This is a genomic window from Streptomyces melanosporofaciens (assembly GCF_900105695.1).
GTDB lineage: Bacteria > Actinomycetota > Actinomycetes > Streptomycetales > Streptomycetaceae > Streptomyces > Streptomyces antimycoticus.
Genome location: NZ_FNST01000002.1, coordinates 9285768 through 9301774 on the forward strand (window position 1 = coordinate 9285768; position 16007 = coordinate 9301774).

At 71.5% G+C, this 16007-nt stretch carries 18 protein-coding genes; 8 read left to right on the top strand and 10 right to left on the bottom strand.

The window, feature by feature from the left end; all coding sequences use genetic code 11:
• Window positions 1-38 precede the first annotated feature (38 nt).
• A complete protein-coding gene (locus BLV72_RS42470) occupies window positions 39-965 on the top strand; it encodes an SDR family oxidoreductase (protein ID WP_093469177.1) in 927 nt (308 codons plus the stop codon).
• Between the two features lie 48 nt (window positions 966-1013).
• Here the strand turns inward: BLV72_RS42470 and BLV72_RS42475 are convergent, their stop codons facing one another.
• From BLV72_RS42475 to BLV72_RS42485, 3 genes are all read right to left on the bottom strand, one after another.
• Window positions 1014-1964, bottom strand: coding sequence for a CPBP family glutamic-type intramembrane protease (locus tag BLV72_RS42475; protein WP_093469179.1), 951 nt, complete (start codon window positions 1962-1964; stop codon window positions 1014-1016).
• 193 nt (window positions 1965-2157) lie between these two features.
• Window positions 2158-2547, bottom strand: coding sequence for a TraR/DksA family transcriptional regulator (locus BLV72_RS42480; protein WP_093469180.1), 390 nt, complete (start codon window positions 2545-2547; stop codon window positions 2158-2160).
• A gap of 261 nt (window positions 2548-2808) precedes the next feature.
• Window positions 2809-3927 carry an NADH:flavin oxidoreductase gene (locus tag BLV72_RS42485; protein WP_093469182.1) on the bottom strand — a complete coding sequence of 373 codons (1119 nt, stop codon included), beginning with the start codon at window positions 3925-3927 and terminating at the stop codon, window positions 2809-2811.
• Between the two features lie 169 nt (window positions 3928-4096).
• On the opposite strand from BLV72_RS42485, the gene BLV72_RS42490 reads away from it, so the two are divergent.
• Window positions 4097-4555, top strand: a complete 459-nt coding sequence (locus BLV72_RS42490; RefSeq protein WP_244321285.1) for an RrF2 family transcriptional regulator — start codon at window positions 4097-4099, stop codon at window positions 4553-4555.
• 24 nt (window positions 4556-4579) lie between these two features.
• Here the strand turns inward: BLV72_RS42490 and BLV72_RS42495 are convergent, their stop codons facing one another.
• On the bottom strand, window positions 4580-5503 hold the full coding sequence (locus BLV72_RS42495) for a LysR family transcriptional regulator (RefSeq protein ID WP_093469183.1): 924 nt from the start codon (window positions 5501-5503) through the stop codon (window positions 4580-4582).
• Window positions 5504-5596: 93 nt separating this feature from the next.
• On the opposite strand from BLV72_RS42495, the gene BLV72_RS42500 reads away from it, so the two are divergent.
• Window positions 5597-6349 (top strand): sulfite exporter TauE/SafE family protein, encoded by a 753-nt coding sequence (locus BLV72_RS42500; RefSeq protein WP_093470850.1) that lies wholly within the window; start codon window positions 5597-5599, stop codon window positions 6347-6349.
• Window positions 6350-6396: 47 nt separating this feature from the next.
• Here BLV72_RS42500 and bla read toward each other — a convergent pair whose 3' ends face one another.
• On the bottom strand, window positions 6397-7365 hold the full coding sequence (gene bla / locus BLV72_RS42505) for a class A beta-lactamase (RefSeq protein WP_093469185.1): 969 nt from the start codon (window positions 7363-7365) through the stop codon (window positions 6397-6399).
• A gap of 170 nt (window positions 7366-7535) precedes the next feature.
• On the opposite strand from bla, the gene BLV72_RS42510 reads away from it, so the two are divergent.
• Window positions 7536-8438, top strand: coding sequence for a LysR family transcriptional regulator (locus BLV72_RS42510; RefSeq protein WP_093469186.1), 903 nt, complete (start codon window positions 7536-7538; stop codon window positions 8436-8438).
• Window positions 8435-9337: a serine hydrolase gene (locus BLV72_RS42515; RefSeq protein ID WP_093469188.1), complete on the top strand. Its 903-nt coding sequence runs from the start codon at window positions 8435-8437 to the stop codon at window positions 9335-9337. Before BLV72_RS42510 ends, BLV72_RS42515 begins: the two co-directional genes overlap by 4 nt.
• A 53-nt stretch (window positions 9338-9390) precedes the next feature.
• Here the strand turns inward: BLV72_RS42515 and BLV72_RS42520 are convergent, their stop codons facing one another.
• The 3 genes from BLV72_RS42520 to BLV72_RS42530 all read right to left on the bottom strand — a co-directional run bounded on the left by BLV72_RS42520 (window position 9391) and on the right by BLV72_RS42530 (window position 11888).
• Window positions 9391-10146: a dienelactone hydrolase family protein gene (locus BLV72_RS42520; protein WP_093469189.1), complete on the bottom strand. Its 756-nt coding sequence runs from the start codon at window positions 10144-10146 to the stop codon at window positions 9391-9393.
• Window positions 10147-10273: 127 nt separating this feature from the next.
• A complete protein-coding gene (locus tag BLV72_RS42525) occupies window positions 10274-10882 on the bottom strand; it encodes a 3'-5' exonuclease (protein ID WP_093469191.1) in 609 nt (202 codons plus the stop codon).
• 235 nt (window positions 10883-11117) lie between these two features.
• On the bottom strand, window positions 11118-11888 hold the full coding sequence (locus BLV72_RS42530) for an SDR family NAD(P)-dependent oxidoreductase (RefSeq protein WP_093469192.1): 771 nt from the start codon (window positions 11886-11888) through the stop codon (window positions 11118-11120).
• A 136-nt stretch (window positions 11889-12024) separates the two neighbouring features.
• Between BLV72_RS42530 and BLV72_RS42535 the strand changes: the two genes are divergently transcribed.
• The 3 genes from BLV72_RS42535 to BLV72_RS42545 all read left to right on the top strand — a co-directional run bounded on the left by BLV72_RS42535 (window position 12025) and on the right by BLV72_RS42545 (window position 13882).
• Entirely contained in the window at window positions 12025-12618 is a 594-nt protein-coding gene (locus tag BLV72_RS42535; RefSeq protein ID WP_167746522.1) for a TetR/AcrR family transcriptional regulator, read from the top strand.
• 128 nt (window positions 12619-12746) lie between these two features.
• The gene (locus BLV72_RS42540) at window positions 12747-13124 is read left to right on the top strand and encodes a DUF2255 family protein (protein ID WP_093469194.1); all 378 of its coding nucleotides are present in this window, start codon (window positions 12747-12749) and stop codon (window positions 13122-13124) included.
• 92 nt (window positions 13125-13216) lie between these two features.
• The gene (locus tag BLV72_RS42545) at window positions 13217-13882 is read left to right on the top strand and encodes an SDR family NAD(P)-dependent oxidoreductase (RefSeq protein ID WP_093469195.1); all 666 of its coding nucleotides are present in this window, start codon (window positions 13217-13219) and stop codon (window positions 13880-13882) included.
• 115 nt (window positions 13883-13997) lie between these two features.
• Here BLV72_RS42545 and BLV72_RS42550 read toward each other — a convergent pair whose 3' ends face one another.
• Together BLV72_RS42550 and BLV72_RS42555 are read right to left on the bottom strand one after the other, a co-directional pair.
• Window positions 13998-14879, bottom strand: a complete 882-nt coding sequence (locus tag BLV72_RS42550; RefSeq protein ID WP_093469197.1) for an aldo/keto reductase — start codon at window positions 14877-14879, stop codon at window positions 13998-14000.
• Between the two features lie 203 nt (window positions 14880-15082).
• Window positions 15083-15946, bottom strand: a complete 864-nt coding sequence (locus BLV72_RS42555) for a helix-turn-helix transcriptional regulator (protein ID WP_093469198.1) — start codon at window positions 15944-15946, stop codon at window positions 15083-15085.
• Between the last annotated feature and the right edge of the window lie 61 nt (window positions 15947-16007).

A 16007-nucleotide genomic window follows, 5' to 3' on the forward strand; every position in this document is an offset into this window, starting at 1 on the left:
TCCGGTGTGTGTAGCCGTTGTTCTGCGACACTCATCGGGTGAGCCGGACACTCGATCACGAGACACTGCGCGGACGTGTCGCCGTCGTCGCCGGGGCGACCCGCGGTGCCGGGCGCGGGATCGCGGCCGCGCTGGGCGAGGCCGGCGCCACCGTCATCTGCACCGGGCGCAGCAGCGTGTCGGGCCGGGACGGGTCGGACTACGACCGGCCCGAGACGATCGAGGAGACGGCCGAACTCGTCACGCGGCTCGGTGGGACCGGCGTCGCCATCCGCACCGACCATCTCGACTCCGCGCAGGTCGGGCGGCTGGCCCAGCGCATCCGCCACGATCACGGCGGTATCGACGTCCTGGTCAATGACATCTGGGGCGCCGAGCGGCTCAAGGGCGGGCCCGCCGACTGGAACACCCCGATCTGGGAACACAGCCTCGACGACGGGCTGCGCATTCTCCGGCTCGGTCTCGACACCCACCTGATCACCTCGCACCACCTGCTGCCGCTGCTGATCGGCAAGCCGGGTGGTCTGCTCGTCGAGATGACCGACGGCACCGCCGCGTACAACGCCGACCGGTATCGCATCTCCGTCTTCTACGACCTGGTGAAGACCGCGGTGAACCGGCTGGCCTTCTCCCAGGGCCACGAGCTGGCGCCGTACGGGGCGACGGCGGTCGCCATCACACCGGGCTGGCTGCGCTCGGAGATGATGCTCGACGCCTACGGAGTCGGCGAGGACAACTGGCGTGACGCCTTGCTGCCGGCCAGGGGCGAGGGCCGCCCGACCGCCCCTGGAGGCTTCGCATCCTCCGAGTCCCCGCGCTACGTCGGCCGCGCCGTCGCCGCGCTGGCCGCCGACCCCGACCGGGCCAGGTGGAACCAGCGGTCGGTGAGCTCCGCCCAGCTCGCCGGGGAGTACGGATTCACCGACACCGACGGGACGCAGCCCGACAGCTGGAGCGCGACCTGACAGCCGGACCGCGACCTGACAGCGATCCCGTCAGGGCTGATCAACGCGTCACGCATGTGGCGCCGGGTGTTCTGCCCGCTCTGCCACCGCCGGCGGCGGCCCGGCGCCACGCCGTCGCGCGGCCCGTCGGCACACCGCGAAACCGGCGGTGGCCAGCAGCAGATAGGCGGGGACGAGCAGCACCGCGTCCGGTGTCGTCTGCTCGGTGTGCCAGCCCGCGCCGCGCCGGTCGCCCTCCAGCACGATCCGGTTGACGGTCAGGAAGGTCAGATGGGTGCCGATGGCGGCCCACAGCGGAGCCCGGCTCACGGCCGTCCGGGCCGCCACGAGCGTCAGTCCGAACACGGTCAGGAGGATCAGATAGTCGGCGGGATTCTGCCCGTCCGGGGCGAACCCGATCGGTTCCGGATCGCCGCCGGCCAGATGCGCGGTCGCGGCCCCGACCACGGTCGATGCCCCCGGCACCAGCAGGAACACCGCCGTCGTGCCGAGGGCCGACACGGTGGCGCCGAACCGGGTGCGCAATGAGGTCCAGGCGTAGCCGCGCAGAGTCGTCTCCTCCGGCAGGGCTTCGAGCAGAAGGGCGACCACCCCGTTCGAGAGGAGGAACCCGGCGAGGGTGGCGGGCTCGATACGCGACCAGCGCAGCATGCCCGCGGCGGTACCTGCACCGAGGGCAAGGGCGGCCGCGGCGGCCGTCACCCCCACTCCGGTCAGCAGCGCACGCAGAGTCGCACCCGCCCCGCCCGACCCGAGCCACGCCGGGGACCGGCGCCCCCGGCGTAGAAGGAGGAGTACGAGTGGCACGGCCAGCGCGGTGACCAGGGCGCCCGGGAGCACCCGGGCCGCGAAGCCGGTGAGGCCGAGGGCATCGGCGCCGACCGGACCCAGGGCCGTGCCGACACCGAGTGCCGTGGCCATCACCAGACCACCGGTCAGCGCCCGGAGCAGGGCGGCGGCGGTCGAGGGGGCGGGCATACCGGTGTGCGGCTCGGCCATGGGGAGGTCCTCCGGGAGGCGCGGTGACTCCCGCCATCCTCACGTCCCACATCGCCACGAAGGTCGTAGCCACTGATGAAACCGCCCCTACACCCTTCGGCGTACCGCGCGACCGTGGTCTGAGCCCATCGGCCGGGGCAGGCCGCCCACGAGCCGACCGTCCGATCACCGGAGCCGCTCGGTGCCGCGCTGGTCAGCGGGGGCGGGCGGCCGCGCAGCGCACGCAGGTGTCCGCCGCCGGGCGCACCTCCAGGCGCTCCGCCGGGATCGGCTCGCCGCACACCGCGCACCGCCCGTAGTCGTCGCGGTCCAGCCGCTCCAGCGCCTCGTCCAGGGCGGTCAGATGATCGCGTGCCTGGGCCAGCAAGGCGGCCACATGGGCTCGCTCGAAGGCGGTGCTCGACCCCTCCGGGTCGTGCTCGTCGTCCACCGCCACCAGGGCGTTCGACGCGACGATCCCCTCGAATTCACGGTTCAGGGCCGCGATCTGCTCCCTGGTGCCGGCATGCTCGGCCACCAGCTGTTCACGGATGGACGCGCGCTCGGCCGGAGGCAGAGCGCCATTGCGGGATGAATCGCTCATGCCGTCATAACCTCGGCGCCCCCGTCCGCATTCCGGTTCGCACCGGAGTCTTGGCGTCTCCGGGGGGCGATGTCATGGATGGGATCGCACCCCTCGGGATCGCCGGACTCGGCCGCACCGCCCATGCCGACCCGGCCCGATGCGGCGCGGTCGTGAAATGTTAAACTACCTGCCGCACCCCGTGCTCGGCGCCGACCGGATTCCCCCGTGCCGGTCGGCGCCGATCCCCTCCCCGCCGCGTCACCCGAGCGGGGGCTCGGCTCAGCGCAGGGACGCCACCGAGTCCTTGCTGAACGGAATCAGCTCGCTCATCCGGTCGTTCAGGACCTTCTCCGCCCACTGGGGGTCGGCGAGCAGTGCGCGGCCGACCGCCACCAGGTCGAACTCGTCCCGCTCCAGACGGTCGAGGAGCCCCTCGATGGTGTCCACGGCCGCGTTCGCGCCGGAGAGGGAACCGGGCTGGAAGACGGTGTCCAGGCCGACCGAGCCGACAGTGATGACCGGCTTACCGGTAACCTTCTTCGCCCATCCGGCGATGTTCAGCTCCGATCCCGTGTCGGGGAACTCGGCCTGCCAGTGGCGGCGTCCGGACGCGTGGAACGCGTCGACTCCGGCCTCCGCCAGCGGGGTGAGCACGGCTTCCAGTTCCTTGGGGTTCTCGGCGAGCCGGACGTCGTAGTTTTCGGACTTCCACTGGGAGAACCGGAGCACGACGGGGAAGTCGGGCGCGACCTGTTCGCGGATGGCGGCCACCAGGTCGGCGGCGAACGTGGTGCGCGAGGCCAGGTCGCCGCCGTAGCCGTCGGTGCGCCGGTTGGTGCGCTCCCAGAGGAACTGGTCGATGAGATAGCCGTGCGCGCCATGCAGTTCCACGCCGTCGAAGCCGATCCGCTCGGCCTCCCGTGCGGCCTTGGCGAAGGCGCCGATGACGTCGTCGATATCGGCGAGGGTCATCGTCCCGCCCGCTCCGGGCGTGCCGTCCAGCGCGATCCCGGACGGACCCACGGACGGGGCGTCGGGGAACGGCGGCGCTCCCGCGGGCCGCTGTATTCCCACGTGCCAGAGCTGGGGCATGATCGCGCCACCGTGGGTGTGCACGGCCTCAACGACCTTCTGCCATCCGGCGAGTTGCGCCTCGCCGTGGAACCGGGGGACGCCGTCGAGATAACCGGCGGACCGGTGGTCGACGGTGGTGCCCTCGGTGATGATCAGGCCCGTCCCCGCCGCGGCCCGGCGCGCGTAGTAGGCGGCGACGTCCTCACCGGGAATGCCATCGGGAGAGTGTCCGCGGGTCATGGGTGCCATGACGATCCTGTTCGGCAGCTTGGCCGAGCCCAGTGCGAAGGGGCGGGACAGTGCCGTGGCCGCGCGGGTGTTCACCGTGTCGCTCTCCTGTCGTGTCGTTCCGGGGTGGCTTCCCCCGGAGCCCGAAAGTGTGAATCTGAAAGGTACAGTTTTTATGCCGTAAACTGCAACTGTGTCGATTGCGCTTTAGGGGAACGGTGAAACGACACGGTCGAGTAGGCTGTGCCACGATCTGCGCGCGGAGGTGGAGACCTTGTTGGACATCCGGTTCTCCCGCGCGCTGCAGCTGATGCTCTTCCTCGCGGTCGCCGCCGAGGACGACTCCGCACCGCTGAGCTCCGCCGAGTTGGCCCGCCTGCTGAACACCAACCCCAGCCTGGTCCGCAAGCTCCTCGTCCCGCTGACGGAGGAGGGGCTGGTCGTCTGCGTCAAGGGCCGCACCGGTGGGGCCAGGCTGGGGCGGCCGACCGACCGGATCACCCTGGCGGAGATCTACCGCTGCGCCGTCGGCGACAAGCCCCTGTGGGCCTGCTCGCCGGGTGTGGAGCCGGTGTGCCAGGTGACCGCACACGCCGGTGAGTACTTCGCCACGCTCACCGCGGAGGCCGAGGAAGCGGTGCTCGAATCGCTGGGCGACCGCACGCTCGCGGACAGTGTGCTGGAACTGCGCCGCCTCGATACGGGACACGCGCGACAGCGCTGATTCGGCTCCCCTCGGGTCCCGCGTTCACATCGCCGGAACGCCCGTTCCCCCTTCCGGCTCGGACACGGCCGCCCGGCGCAGGTGCTCGGCGAGTGCCGCGGTGGCGGTGGACGAGGTCCGCGCCTTCTCGCCCCAGGCCAGCAGATGGGTGCGGCGTGACCAGGGGTCCTGGAGCTCGCACACATCGAGTGGCCGGCCGGGGGCGATGGCGCGGCGTGGCACGACCGCGAGTCCCACACCGGCGGCCGCGAGGGAGACAAGGGTGGGGAGGTGGGCGACGGTGGTGCGATAGCGCACCGCCGGAGCGTGCGGACCGAGGTGCTTCTCGATCGAGCGCCGCAGCGAGGAGCCGGTGTCGAGTCCCACGAGCGGGTGCTCGGCGATCTCGCTGTAGGCCACCGTGGTGCGGCCCGCGAGGATCCCGCCGGACTGGCCGACCACCACCAGGGAGTCATCGCAGAGGGGTTCCATGGCGAGGCCGCAGTCGCGCGCCTCGGTGTCGAGAACCACGCCCAGATCCGCCTGGCCGTCGGCGAGCAGCCGCACGGTCCGTGGGGTGCGGCTCTCGGACGCCGTCACATCGACGTCCGGGTGCGCGCGGAGGAACGAGACCAGGGCCCGCGGCACGAGGTGATGCATCGCCGAGCCGCCGCCCAGCAGGGTCAGTGGCGCGGTCGGGGGCCGGGCGTAGCTCGCCACGGCGCTTTCGAGGCGCGCCGTCTGGGCGAGCACATCCCGGGCGTGGCGGGCCAGCGCCGTCCCCGCCGGAGTGGGGCGCACCCCCCGCCGGCCACGGATCAGCAGGGCCACGCCCGCGTGGTGCTCGAGCGAGCGCACCCTGGCGCTGGCCGACGGGAGGCTCAGATGCATCCGGCGGGCGCCCGCCGTGATCGAGCCCTCCGCCACGATGTGAAGGAAGAGCCGCAGGTCGTCCAGGTCATAACGCACCCTGTCGAGCCTATGGCACAGCCTTGCGCAGGCTACGCGGATCACGCATTGTGCGCCCACGGGCCGTGGGGCGATGCTCGGCGGGTGTCGGAGATGGTGATGGTTCTGCTGGCGGGCGTGGCCGCCGGGGCGTTGAACGCCGTCGGCGGCGGGGGCACGTTCGTGGCGCTCCCCGCCCTGGTCGCGGCCGGTCTGTCCCCCGTGACGGCGAACGCGTCCTCGACCGTGGCCCTCGCACCCGGAACCGTGGCGAGCGCCTGGGTGTACCGGCGCGATCTCGCCCCGGTCGGGGGCACGTCCACACGGGCGCTGACCGTGGTCAGTGTGATCGGCGGCGGGCTCGGTGCCGGTCTGCTGCTGACGCTGCCCGCGGTGTCGTTCGATGCCGCGCTGCCCTGGCTGCTCGCCTTCGCCACGGTGGTCCTCGCCTTCGGGCGCCACGTCTCCCGTGTGGTCGGCGACGCGAAGGGCCATGCGGTCGGCATCAGCCCCCGGACCGTCCTGATCGGCCAGTTCCTCCTCGCCGTGTACGGCGGCTACTTCGGCGGTGCCGTAGGCATCATGATGCTGGCCGTGTGGAGCATCGGCCTCGGCCTCGACACCTCGGCCGGCAACCCGATGCGGGTCGCCCAGACCGCCGCCATCTATCTCAGCGCGACCGGGCTGTTCCTCATCGCCTCGGACGCGCTGAGCGCACCGTCTGTGCTCATCACCATGCTGATCGGCGCGGTGGCCGGCGGGGTGGCCGGAGCGCACATCGCCCGTCGTCTCCCCGCGTGGCTGCTGCGGAGTGTCGTGCTGACCACCGCCGTCACCATGACCGTCCTGTACTTCCTCCGGGGCTGAGCGGGTGGCGCAGCCCCGCGGAAGAGCGGATGGGCAGGGGAGGGGTGCTACGAAAGCTGGTCGGCCACGACATGTGCCGCGTCCGCGATCAGCTTGTCGTCGGACGTGGCGTCCTTGTCACCGCGGTTCGACATGATCGCCATGACGATGGGAGCGGAGTCGGGCGGCCACACCACCGCGATGTCGTTGCGGCCACCGTAGTAGCTGCCGCTTCCGGTCTTGTCGCCGACCTGCCAGTCCTTGGGCACCCCCGCCCTGATCAGCGCGTCCCCGGTGGTGTTGGTCCGCAGCCACTTCGTGAGCTGTGCGCGCTCTCCGTTGCCGAGGACATCGCCGAGCACGAATGCGCGCAGATCCTTGGCCATCGCCCGTGGGGTGCTCGTGTCTCGTGTGGAACCGGGGACCCATCGGCTCAACTCCGGCTCGAGGCGCTCCATCCGGATGACGTCGTCGCCCATCTTCTCGAGCATGGCGTCGAGGCCCTTGGGCCCGCCGAGCTGGTCGAAGAGCAGGTTGGCCGCCGTGTTGTCGCTGTAGCGGACGGCGGCGTCACACAGCGCGCCCAGGCTCATCCCGGTGTCGACGTGCTTCTCCGTCACGGGGGAGTTGTCGATGAGATCGTCCTTGGAGTACGTGATCACCCGGTCCAGCCCGCCCAGCTTGACCTTCTGCAGCACGGCGCCGGCCTCCAGCGCCTTGAACGTGGAGGCGTAGCCGAACCGCTCGCCGTCGCGATAGGCCACCTCGTGTCCGGTGCCGGTGTCGATGGCGTAGACACCCAGCCGCGCGTCGTAGGAGCGCTCCAGCTTCTTGAACTCGCCGGTGGACGACGCCGCGTCCTTGCCCGCCTTCGCCGCCAGATCCGTGGACGCGGACGGCGAACTCGATGCGCCCGACGACCTCGACGACCCCGACGAGTCCGAGGATCCGTCCTGGCCGCAGGCCGTCAGCGGGACGAGAAGCGTGAGCGCGGTGAGCGCGCCGAGGGCGGTGTGCCGGGCACGGGGGAATCGCATGATCCTGACCTCCGGTTGGGCCCCCGTCACGCCGGGGGCACAGGGGATGGAACGACCGGGCCCTTACCGGGGCGCGGCCGTGGGCATCGGGATCACCTTCGCCGCCGGGCGGCTATGCGGTCCAATACGCTCATGCGCTTCTTCATGCTGATCTGGCATAGAGTGCGGATGTGGATCTGGTGGGAGCGTGCCGCGCGTTCGTCAGCGTGAGCGAGCGTGGGAGCTTCACCGTCGGGGCGGCCGCTGCCCGGATGTCCCAGTCGGTGGCCAGCCGTCGCGTGGCCGCTCTGGAGGAGCGCTTCGGTGAGCAGCTCTTCGAACGCACCTCACGGCGGGCCGTACTCACCCCCTTCGGGCGGGAGATGCTGCCGGTGGCCAGACAGCTCGTACAGGCGGCCGATGTGCTGCTGCACGAGGCCGAGGCCGCCAAGCGCAAGCCGTGGCGGCTCGCGGTGCCCGGCATCTGCTCAACGGCCGGTCTGGCCCGCCTCGTCGCCGAGGCACGCGGGCACGGCATCACGCTCGACCTCCGCGTGGCGGCGCCGGCGCAGCGCCTGGAGCTCATCCACGCGCAGCAGGTGCGGGCCGCCCTGCTCGCGGTGCCCGCTGACGAGGCCACCTGGTCCGTGCCGCTCGGGCTCGCCGGAGTCCAGGATCCCGGTGTGCGGCGGGTCTATCTCGAAACGCTGCGGGTCGGCCGGGCCGCTCCGGGCCCGGCCCGCCGAATCTGGATCCAGCCGGAGGACGATGTGCCGCATATCCGCGACCCGCTGACCCGGCTGCGCGACGCGGTCGGTCTGCGGCCCGCCCAGCTCGTGGCCGCCACCGACCTGACGGCCGCGGCCGCCGAAGTCCTGTGCACCCGCGACCTGTTGCTGTGCTCTCCCGCGCAGGCCGCGGAACTCGCCCTGAAGTGGCGGCCCATCGGCGAGATCACGCTCGGCCGGGGGTTCGCTCTCGCCGCCGCCGCGGACGGCAATCCGCAGCCCATCGAAGGGCGCCTGGGCGGCGCCATCGCCCGCTGCCTCGGCGCGGACACCCGGGCGGACACCGAGGAAGGAACAAAAGCGTGAGCACCGAGACACTGCTGCGCGATCTGCGCGAGCAGTTGCGCGACGGCGGACTGCACGGCTGCCTGCTCGTACGGGATCTCCACACCGGGGACGAGCTGGGGATCCACCCGGACACCCAGCTGCCATCCGCCTCCCTGGTCAAGGTCCCGCTCGCGCTGGCGACGGCGGAGCGCATCCGGCGCGGCGAACTCGACGCAGCGACGCTGCTCGACGTACCCCCGGGGCGGATCACCACGCCCGGTCCCACCGGGCTGAGCCGGTTCCGCCACCCCGCCCGGATCGCGATCGAGGATCTGCTCTATCTGAGCACATGTGTGAGTGATGGAACGGCGGCCGACGCGCTGTTCGACCTCACCCCGCCCGCCCAGGTCGCCGAGATCCTCCAGGAACTCGGGCTGCGTGGCATCACCGTCCGGCACGGCATGCGCGAACTGACCGAAACCCCCGTGGAGCGCTTCGACGCCGAGCAGGTGCATCTCGCCCACGCGCTGGCCATCGACGCCGGCACCAGCGGCCGCGGCCACCGGGTGCCGCAACTCGACACCACCCGCGCCAACACCGGCAGCGCACGCGCCTGGGTGGACCTGCTCCAGGCACTGTGGACACCGTCGAGAATCCACCCCGACGTGGCGCTGCACGTACGCGACCTCATGACCCACAACGTGCTGCGGCACCGGCTCGCCCCGGACTTCAGCTCCGACGCCACCACCTGGTCCTCCAAGACCGGCACCCTCCTCAACCTCCGCCATGAGGTCGGCATCGTCGAGCACTCCGACGGCCAGGCGTTCGCCATCGCCGTGCTCACCGAGTCACTCGTGCCCGCGAGCACCCAGCCCGGAGCCGACGCCCTCATGGCGCAGGTGGCCCGCACCCTGCGGGACCATCTGCGGCAGCTCTAGGCCGGTCGCCGCAGGGTGGTGACCAGCCCGGGGCGGCTGGACACCAGCCGCGGTCAGAGGGTGCGGCCGAAGAGGTCGAGCAGGGCCTCCCAGTGGCGTTCGGCGGCCTCGGCGTTGTAGGCGGAGGTGTCGGCCTGGGTGTAGCCGTGCTGAGCGCCCGTGTAGACCTCGGTGCGGTGACGGACACCGGCCTCGTCGAGGGCCTTGTCCAGGCGCTCGATCTGCTCGGGCGGAAGGGCGTGGTCCTGGTCCGCGTGTCCGAAGTACAGCTCGGCGGTGACCTGCCCGGCCACCGTGTGCGGGCTGTCCGGCGTCTCCGTGGCCAAGTGGGCACCGTGGAAACCGGCCGCCGCGGCGACGCGATCGGGGTGCGCTCCGGCGGTCCGCAGGGCCAGCCCGGCGCCCAAGCAGTAGCCGGTGAGGCCCACGGGCCCGTCGGTGGCCTGCGGGCAGGAGGCCAGCCAGTCGAGATAGATGCCGGCGTCGCTCATCGCGCGCTCGGGAGTGAGCTCCTGCGCGATCGGGGCGATGTGCTCGAAGATCGCCGGACGCGCCGCCGGGTCGAGGAAGTCGGGCAACTCCACCACGGGAGCACGTCCGTGGCGGTAGAACACGTTGGGCACCAGCACGGTGTAACCGGCCGCGGCCAGACGGTCGGCCATCGCCCGCAGGTGGGGCCGGAGGCCGAAGGCGTCCATGTACAGCAGAACGGCCGGGTGGCGGTCGGTGTCGTCGGGATGGACCAGATAGGCATCGGCGATGCCGTCCCGGGTGGGGATGTCGACGGCTGTTCCGCGCACTGCGGTCATAAGGGGGTTCCTTTCCTACCTACCGGACGACGCGCAGGAGCGCCGCCGACCAAGATCTTTGGGCCATCGTGCCACTCGCCGACGGCGCGTCGGACGACACGCTCGCGATGGCCGATTCGCCCCATCGCTAGCGGCAGCCCTCGGGCAGGACGGCCCCACCGGCGCAGAGGTGTCTGATCGCCGCGGCGATCGAATAACAGTCGAAGAGCGCTGAATGCTCCCTGCCCGCCACGGGTTTGGGCAGGCCGAGCGCTTCCCATAGCCGACCGGAGTTGGCCGATGCCGTGATCGGGGCGATGGTATTCAGCCATGGGCGGATATTCAGGAAGCCGGCGGTGAGAAAGCCGTTCTTGATCTCCTCCCCGCGCGCCCGGGCCCACCCCACGTTCTCCCCGAGGACGACCATGTCGTTGCCGTAGGAGAGTACGGACTGCCCCCGGCAGAACGCCAGGAAGTCACTGAGCGCCTCGGCGGGGGCGACCCCCCCGCGGTCCACGGTTTCCTGGTCGATGCCCGTGAGGCCGGTGAAGAACGGGGACAGCCGCGGATTGACCACCGGCCTGACCAGCGCCTCGTATTCCTCGACAACGCAGTGGTCGTCAGCGGAATTGCCGGTGCTGATGCGCAACGCGCCGATCTGGACGATTTCGCGAAGCTGCCCCGGCTCCGACCAATCCTGCTCGAGCGATCCCGACCATGAGGTGAACTCGAGGTCGAACACGACAAACGTCGACAACCGGTCTCTCCTCGTATGCGTGCAGGGCGAACGAACCGTACGAGCCGCTGCGCAGGAGACTACTCCTCTCCGAATGCCATTCCCGGGCCGGGATCCCGGTGGGCCGCTGAGCGATGTCGAGGCCGAGGACGGCGGCGGGATTGCCGCCCAACGGCGTCCGAACGCCGGGTGACAAAGGAGTACGGAAAGCGGTGACCGGCCAGGTCGTGGGCCGATGGTGTGAGCCGGCGGAGTCTCAGTCGCGCAGGCTCATGCCGCCACAGACCGACCACACCTGGCCGTTGACCCACTCGGCGTCGTCCGAGAGGAGAAAGGCCACGGTGCCGGCCACGTCCGCGGGCTCGCCCAGCCGCGGGCTGCGGGCGATCTTCAGCGCCATGGCCTGCAGCCGCTGGTCGTCCCGCTGCTTCTGGGTGTCGCCCATGACCAGCCCGGGCGCCACGGCGTTGCAGCGGATGCCCTCCTTGCCCCAGCGGGAGGCGATATGGCGGGTCAGTGCGTTGATCCCGGCCTTGGAGGCGGCATACGCGGGACGCCGGGGCTCCCCTCCCCAGGCCGCACCGGAGGAGGTGTTGACGATGACGCCGCCGCCCTGGGCCAGCAGCCGCGGGATGACCGCACGGCAGGTGAGGGCGTAGCCGAGCAGGTTCACCTCGTGGGTGCGCCGCCACACCGCCGGGTCCATCTCCAGCAGGTCGGTGTCCCGGCCCAGGTGGTCGTCCGAGAGGTCGGCGCCGACGTTGTAGAGCCCGTCGATCCCGCCGAACTCGGCGGTGGCCCGGTCGACCAGCGCACCGATCGACTCCTCGTCGGCGAGGTCGAACGCGACGGCGACCGCGGTGCCGCCGGCCTCGCCGATGCGCTGGGAGGTGGCCTTCGCGCCCACGAGGTTGATGTCGCCGACGACGACCGAGGCGCCCTCCTCGGCGAGCCGCTCGGCCGTGGCGGCGCCGATCCCGGTGGCGCCGCCCGCGACGACGATCCTCTTGTCCTGAAGTCCCCGCATGCCGCTCTCCCGCTCACCGAGGTCTGGAACCGAAGGATCGTCGTGAAGCAGCATTCCTAGCATGGAACTCGGTGTCACAACAGGGTTCGGATCTCATCACTGCGATCGTGGTTCAGCTCGGCGGTAGGATCGCGGGGTGAACGGAGCGGCGCGTACGAGCACGAGAGACATCGCGCGAGCGGCCATCCGGGCCGAGCTGGCCGAGGTGGCGTCCGGCCTGTTCCGGAACAAGGGCTTCGAGCAGGTCACCATCAACGACCTGGCCGCGGCCGCCGGTGTCTCGCGCAGCACCTTCCTGCGCTACGTCGGCAGTAAGGAAGAGGCCGTCCTCAGCGCCTTCGACGCCTACGGCGAGCAGGCCGCCGACGCCCTGCGGGCCAGGCCCGCCGATGAGGACGACTGGACGGCCCTGCGGCGCGCACTGGACGTCGTCATCGCGTACCACCGCCGGGACCCGGTCAGCGCCCTCGCGACGACCCGCCTGGTCCGGAACACCCCCGCCCTGTGCGCCCGGCTGCTGGAGAAGCAGCACGGCTGGCGGCCCATGCTGGCCCGGGCCCTCGCCGAGCGGCACGGGGACGCTCCCCGTCCCACGCCCCTGGCCCTGTCGGCGAAGGCCGCCGCCGCTCTGGGCTGCCTGAACATCGCCCTCGACCACTGGACGGCCTCCGACGGCCGCGCCGACCTCACCGCCCTCCTGGACGAGGCGTTCGCCGCCCTCGCCGGGTGACCTCCCGCTCGGCATACTGGTCGGTGGGGCATCGTTCGCCGGCCGCCCAGGGGGAAGGTCCTCTCCCTGGTTGCTTTCCTCCCGAGATGGAATTCTCCCCTGTCGGTTACTCGTGAAGGAGGCAGACGATGACGACATGGACGAGCGACGAACTCAACCGGATCGCGACGACGGACGAGCTGGAAATGGCGCCGCTGCGGGGCGACGGCACACCGCGTACGGCGGTGCCGATCTGGGTCGTCCGTGACGGCGACGACCTCTACGTCCGCTCCTACCGTGGCACCGACGGCGCCTGGTGGCGCACTGCCCATGGGAGCCACGAGGGCCACATCCGCTCCGGCGGCGTGGACCGGGACGTCACCTTGATCGAGGAGGGCGACCCCGGTGTCAACGACCGGCTCGACGACGCGTACCGCTCCAAGTACAGCCGCTACAGAGGCACCTACGTCGAGCCCATGGTCGCGGACCCGGCGCGCGCCACCACGCTGAGGCTCCTGCCCCGGTGACGGCGGGCGAGCCGGCCACCGCCAACCGCCTTCACCCCACCCCGCCACCGCGACACCCCGGCCCCTGAGGCGCCCGAGCACCCGGAGACCCCATGACCACCCTTGCCATCATCGGAGCCGGCCCCGGTCTCGGCGCCGCCGTCGCGCGCCGCTTCGGCCGTGAGGGCTACGCCACCGCCCTCGTCTCCCGCGACCAGGGCCGGCTCGACGCCCTGGCCGCCGGCCTCACCGGCGAGGGCGTGACGGCGCGCGGCTTCGCCGCCGACGTACGCGATCCGAAGGCCCTAGCCGCCGCCCTGGAAGCCGCGGCCACGGCCCTGGGGCCGATCGAGGTCCTGCAGTACAGCCCGGTGCCGCAGCGGGAATTCATGCTGCCGGTCCTGGACACCACCGCCGACGACCTCGCGGGCCCGCTGGAGTTCTCCGTATACGGCCCCGTCACCGCCGTACGGCAGGTGCTCCCCGGTATGCGCGCCCTGGGCCGCGGCACGGTGCTCTTCGTCAACGGAGGCACCGCCGTGGTGGCGCACCCGGAGCGCGCGGGCACTTCCATCGCCTTCGCCGCCGAGAGCGCGTACGGCCGGCTGCTGCACGACACCCTCGCCGGCGACGGCATCCACGTGGCGCAGCTGATCATCCCGGGCGCGATCGTTCCCGGGCACGACAAGAAGGACCCGGCCGTGCTGGCGGACACGCTGTGGACCCTGCACCAGGATCGCCACGGCTTCCGGCACTTCGCCGACGACCTGGAAACCTGACTCGGCCCGGGGGAGGTGTCCGCGAGCTGTGTGGGGCGGCCCGGTAGCCGCCCCGCGCGGTGTCTCGGGATACGCGGTCTCTCGGGAGAAGCGGTGTCTCCCGAGACGCGGTGTCTCAGGAGAACGTGTCGGGCCCGACATGGTCGGGGTCGGGACCGCCGCGCGCTCCGGTGTCGAGCGCGTCGATGGCGGCCACCTCGTGGGGGGTGAGGGAGAAGTCGAAGATCGCGATGTTCTCCGCGATGCGATGTGGTTTGACGGACTTCGGGATCGCGCACAGGTCGTGTTCGACCTGCCAGCGGAGGATGATCTGGGCCGGGGACTTGCCGTATTTCTCGGCCAGGCCGGTGATGGTGGGTTCCTGGAGTGGGTCCCTGACCTTGTCCGGGCTCTCGCCCCCGTAGCGGTTCACGCCGCCGATGGGCGACCAGGACTGGGTGCGGATGCCCTGGCGGACATCGAAGGCGCGCAGCTCGGGCTGGCTGAAGAACGGATGCAGCTCGACCTGGTTCACCGCGGGCACGACGTCGGTGCGCGCCATGAGATCGGTCAGGTGTGCGGGCGTGTGGTTGCACACGCCGATGGCCCGCACCCGACCGTCGGCCAGCAGCTTCTCGGCCGCCTTGTACGAGGCCACCGTGGTGTCGAACGCGGACGGGGCCGGCCAGTGCAGCAGATACAGGTCGAGATGGTCCAGGCCCAGCTTGGTGAGGCTGGTGTCGAAGGCGCGGAGGGTGGCCTCGTAGCCGTAGTCGGTCATCCACACCTTCGTGATGACGAAGATGTCCTCACGGCCGATGCCCGAGCGGGCGATGCCCGCACCGACCTCCTTCTCGTTGCCGTAGGCGGCCGCGGTGTCGATGAGGCGATAGCCGTTCTCGATCGCGGTCGTCACCGCTGGGATGGTCTCGTCGGGCGGGCTCTGGTAGACGCCGAGGCCCAGAGTGGGCATCCGCACGCCGTTGTTCAGGGTCAGAAGAGGGGCTGGTCCAGTCATACGGGATCCTTGTGTGCGTCGGAGACCGGCGGGCCCGCCCGGTGCCGTGCCCCGGCACGGGTGAAGCCCGCTCGTACTGCGACAGGGGTTCCCAACGATGGGCGGTGTGCTCGCTCCGCACCCCGAACGTCACCACGTTGGCGCGATCAGAGCGCCGTGCCCGGCCCCGGAGACCGCCGCCCCGGCGCCGTACGACAGGGGATCTACGGTGATGTGCTGTTCTCGTCGGCCGTCATGTCCTGTGTGCCGATGACCGAGAGAAGTTCCAGCTGGGCGGCGCCCTCGGTGCCGGGCGGGGCGCTGAACCACAGCAGGCGCTGACGGCCGTCCTCGCTGAACAGGGAGTGGCAATCCAGCTCGATGACGCCCAGTGCGGGGTGGACGATGCGCTTGTGGTCGGTCCGCCGGAGGGCGACGTCGTGGGTGTCCCAGAGGGTGGCGAACTCCTCGCTGTGGCGTCGCAGCGCGGCCACCATCCGCCGCACCTCGGTGTCGCCGCCACGCCGGGCCGCGACGGCCTGCAGATCGGCGACGAAGACCCGGGAGTGATGGGGGTGGTCCTCGGGCGGGTAGACCGCACGGGCGTCCGGATCGGTGAACCAGCGGTGGACGAAGCTCGCCGCGGGCCCGCGGACCGCCGGGGGACGGCCGAGCAGCGCGGCGGCCAGCTCGTTCTGCACCAGGGTCTGGTGCAGGTCGGTGATGACCTGGGCGGGGGTGGTGGCCAGCCGGTCCAGCAGGCCGAGCAGGGCCGGCTGGACCTGCGCGGCCGGGCCGTGCGTCACCGGGGGAACGGGGCGATCGGCGAGGTGGAACAGATGATCGCGCTCGTCGCCGTTCAGCCGCAGCGCCCGGGCGAGGGCGGTCAGCACCTGGGCCGAGGGCTGAGCGCCGCGTCCGCGCTCCAGCTCGGTGTAGTAGTCCGCGGACAACCCGGCCAGCTGGGCGACCTCCTCGCGGCGCAACCCGGGCACCCGGCGCCGCGGCCCGGTGGGCAGGCCGACGTCGGCCGGGCGGACGCGGTCGCGCCTGGACTTGAGGAACGCGGCGAATTCGGAATGGTTCACGCCCCCCATGGTCGCTTGTGCCGGTGGGCCGAGCCAGGGGCTGACAACCCCTGGGTGGGGA

What these genes read in the sequence shown, in the direction of transcription:
- BLV72_RS42500 (WP_093470850.1), top strand. Translation starts at nt 5,597, where the DNA reads ATGGTGATGGTTCTGCTGGCGGGCGTGGCCGCCGGGGCGTTGAACGCC.
- BLV72_RS42475 (WP_093469179.1), bottom strand. Translation starts at nt 1,964, where the DNA reads ATGGCCGAGCCGCACACCGGTATGCCCGCCCCCTCGACCGCCGCCGCC.
- BLV72_RS42480 (WP_093469180.1), bottom strand. Translation starts at nt 2,547, where the DNA reads ATGAGCGATTCATCCCGCAATGGCGCTCTGCCTCCGGCCGAGCGCGCG.
- BLV72_RS42530 (WP_093469192.1), bottom strand. Translation starts at nt 11,888, where the DNA reads ATGCGGGGACTTCAGGACAAGAGGATCGTCGTCGCGGGCGGCGCCACC.
- BLV72_RS42540 (WP_093469194.1), top strand. Translation starts at nt 12,747, where the DNA reads ATGACGACATGGACGAGCGACGAACTCAACCGGATCGCGACGACGGAC.
- BLV72_RS42545 (WP_093469195.1), top strand. Translation starts at nt 13,217, where the DNA reads ATGACCACCCTTGCCATCATCGGAGCCGGCCCCGGTCTCGGCGCCGCC.
- BLV72_RS42550 (WP_093469197.1), bottom strand. Translation starts at nt 14,879, where the DNA reads ATGACTGGACCAGCCCCTCTTCTGACCCTGAACAACGGCGTGCGGATG.
- bla (WP_093469185.1), bottom strand. Translation starts at nt 7,365, where the DNA reads ATGCGATTCCCCCGTGCCCGGCACACCGCCCTCGGCGCGCTCACCGCG.
- BLV72_RS42520 (WP_093469189.1), bottom strand. Translation starts at nt 10,146, where the DNA reads ATGACCGCAGTGCGCGGAACAGCCGTCGACATCCCCACCCGGGACGGC.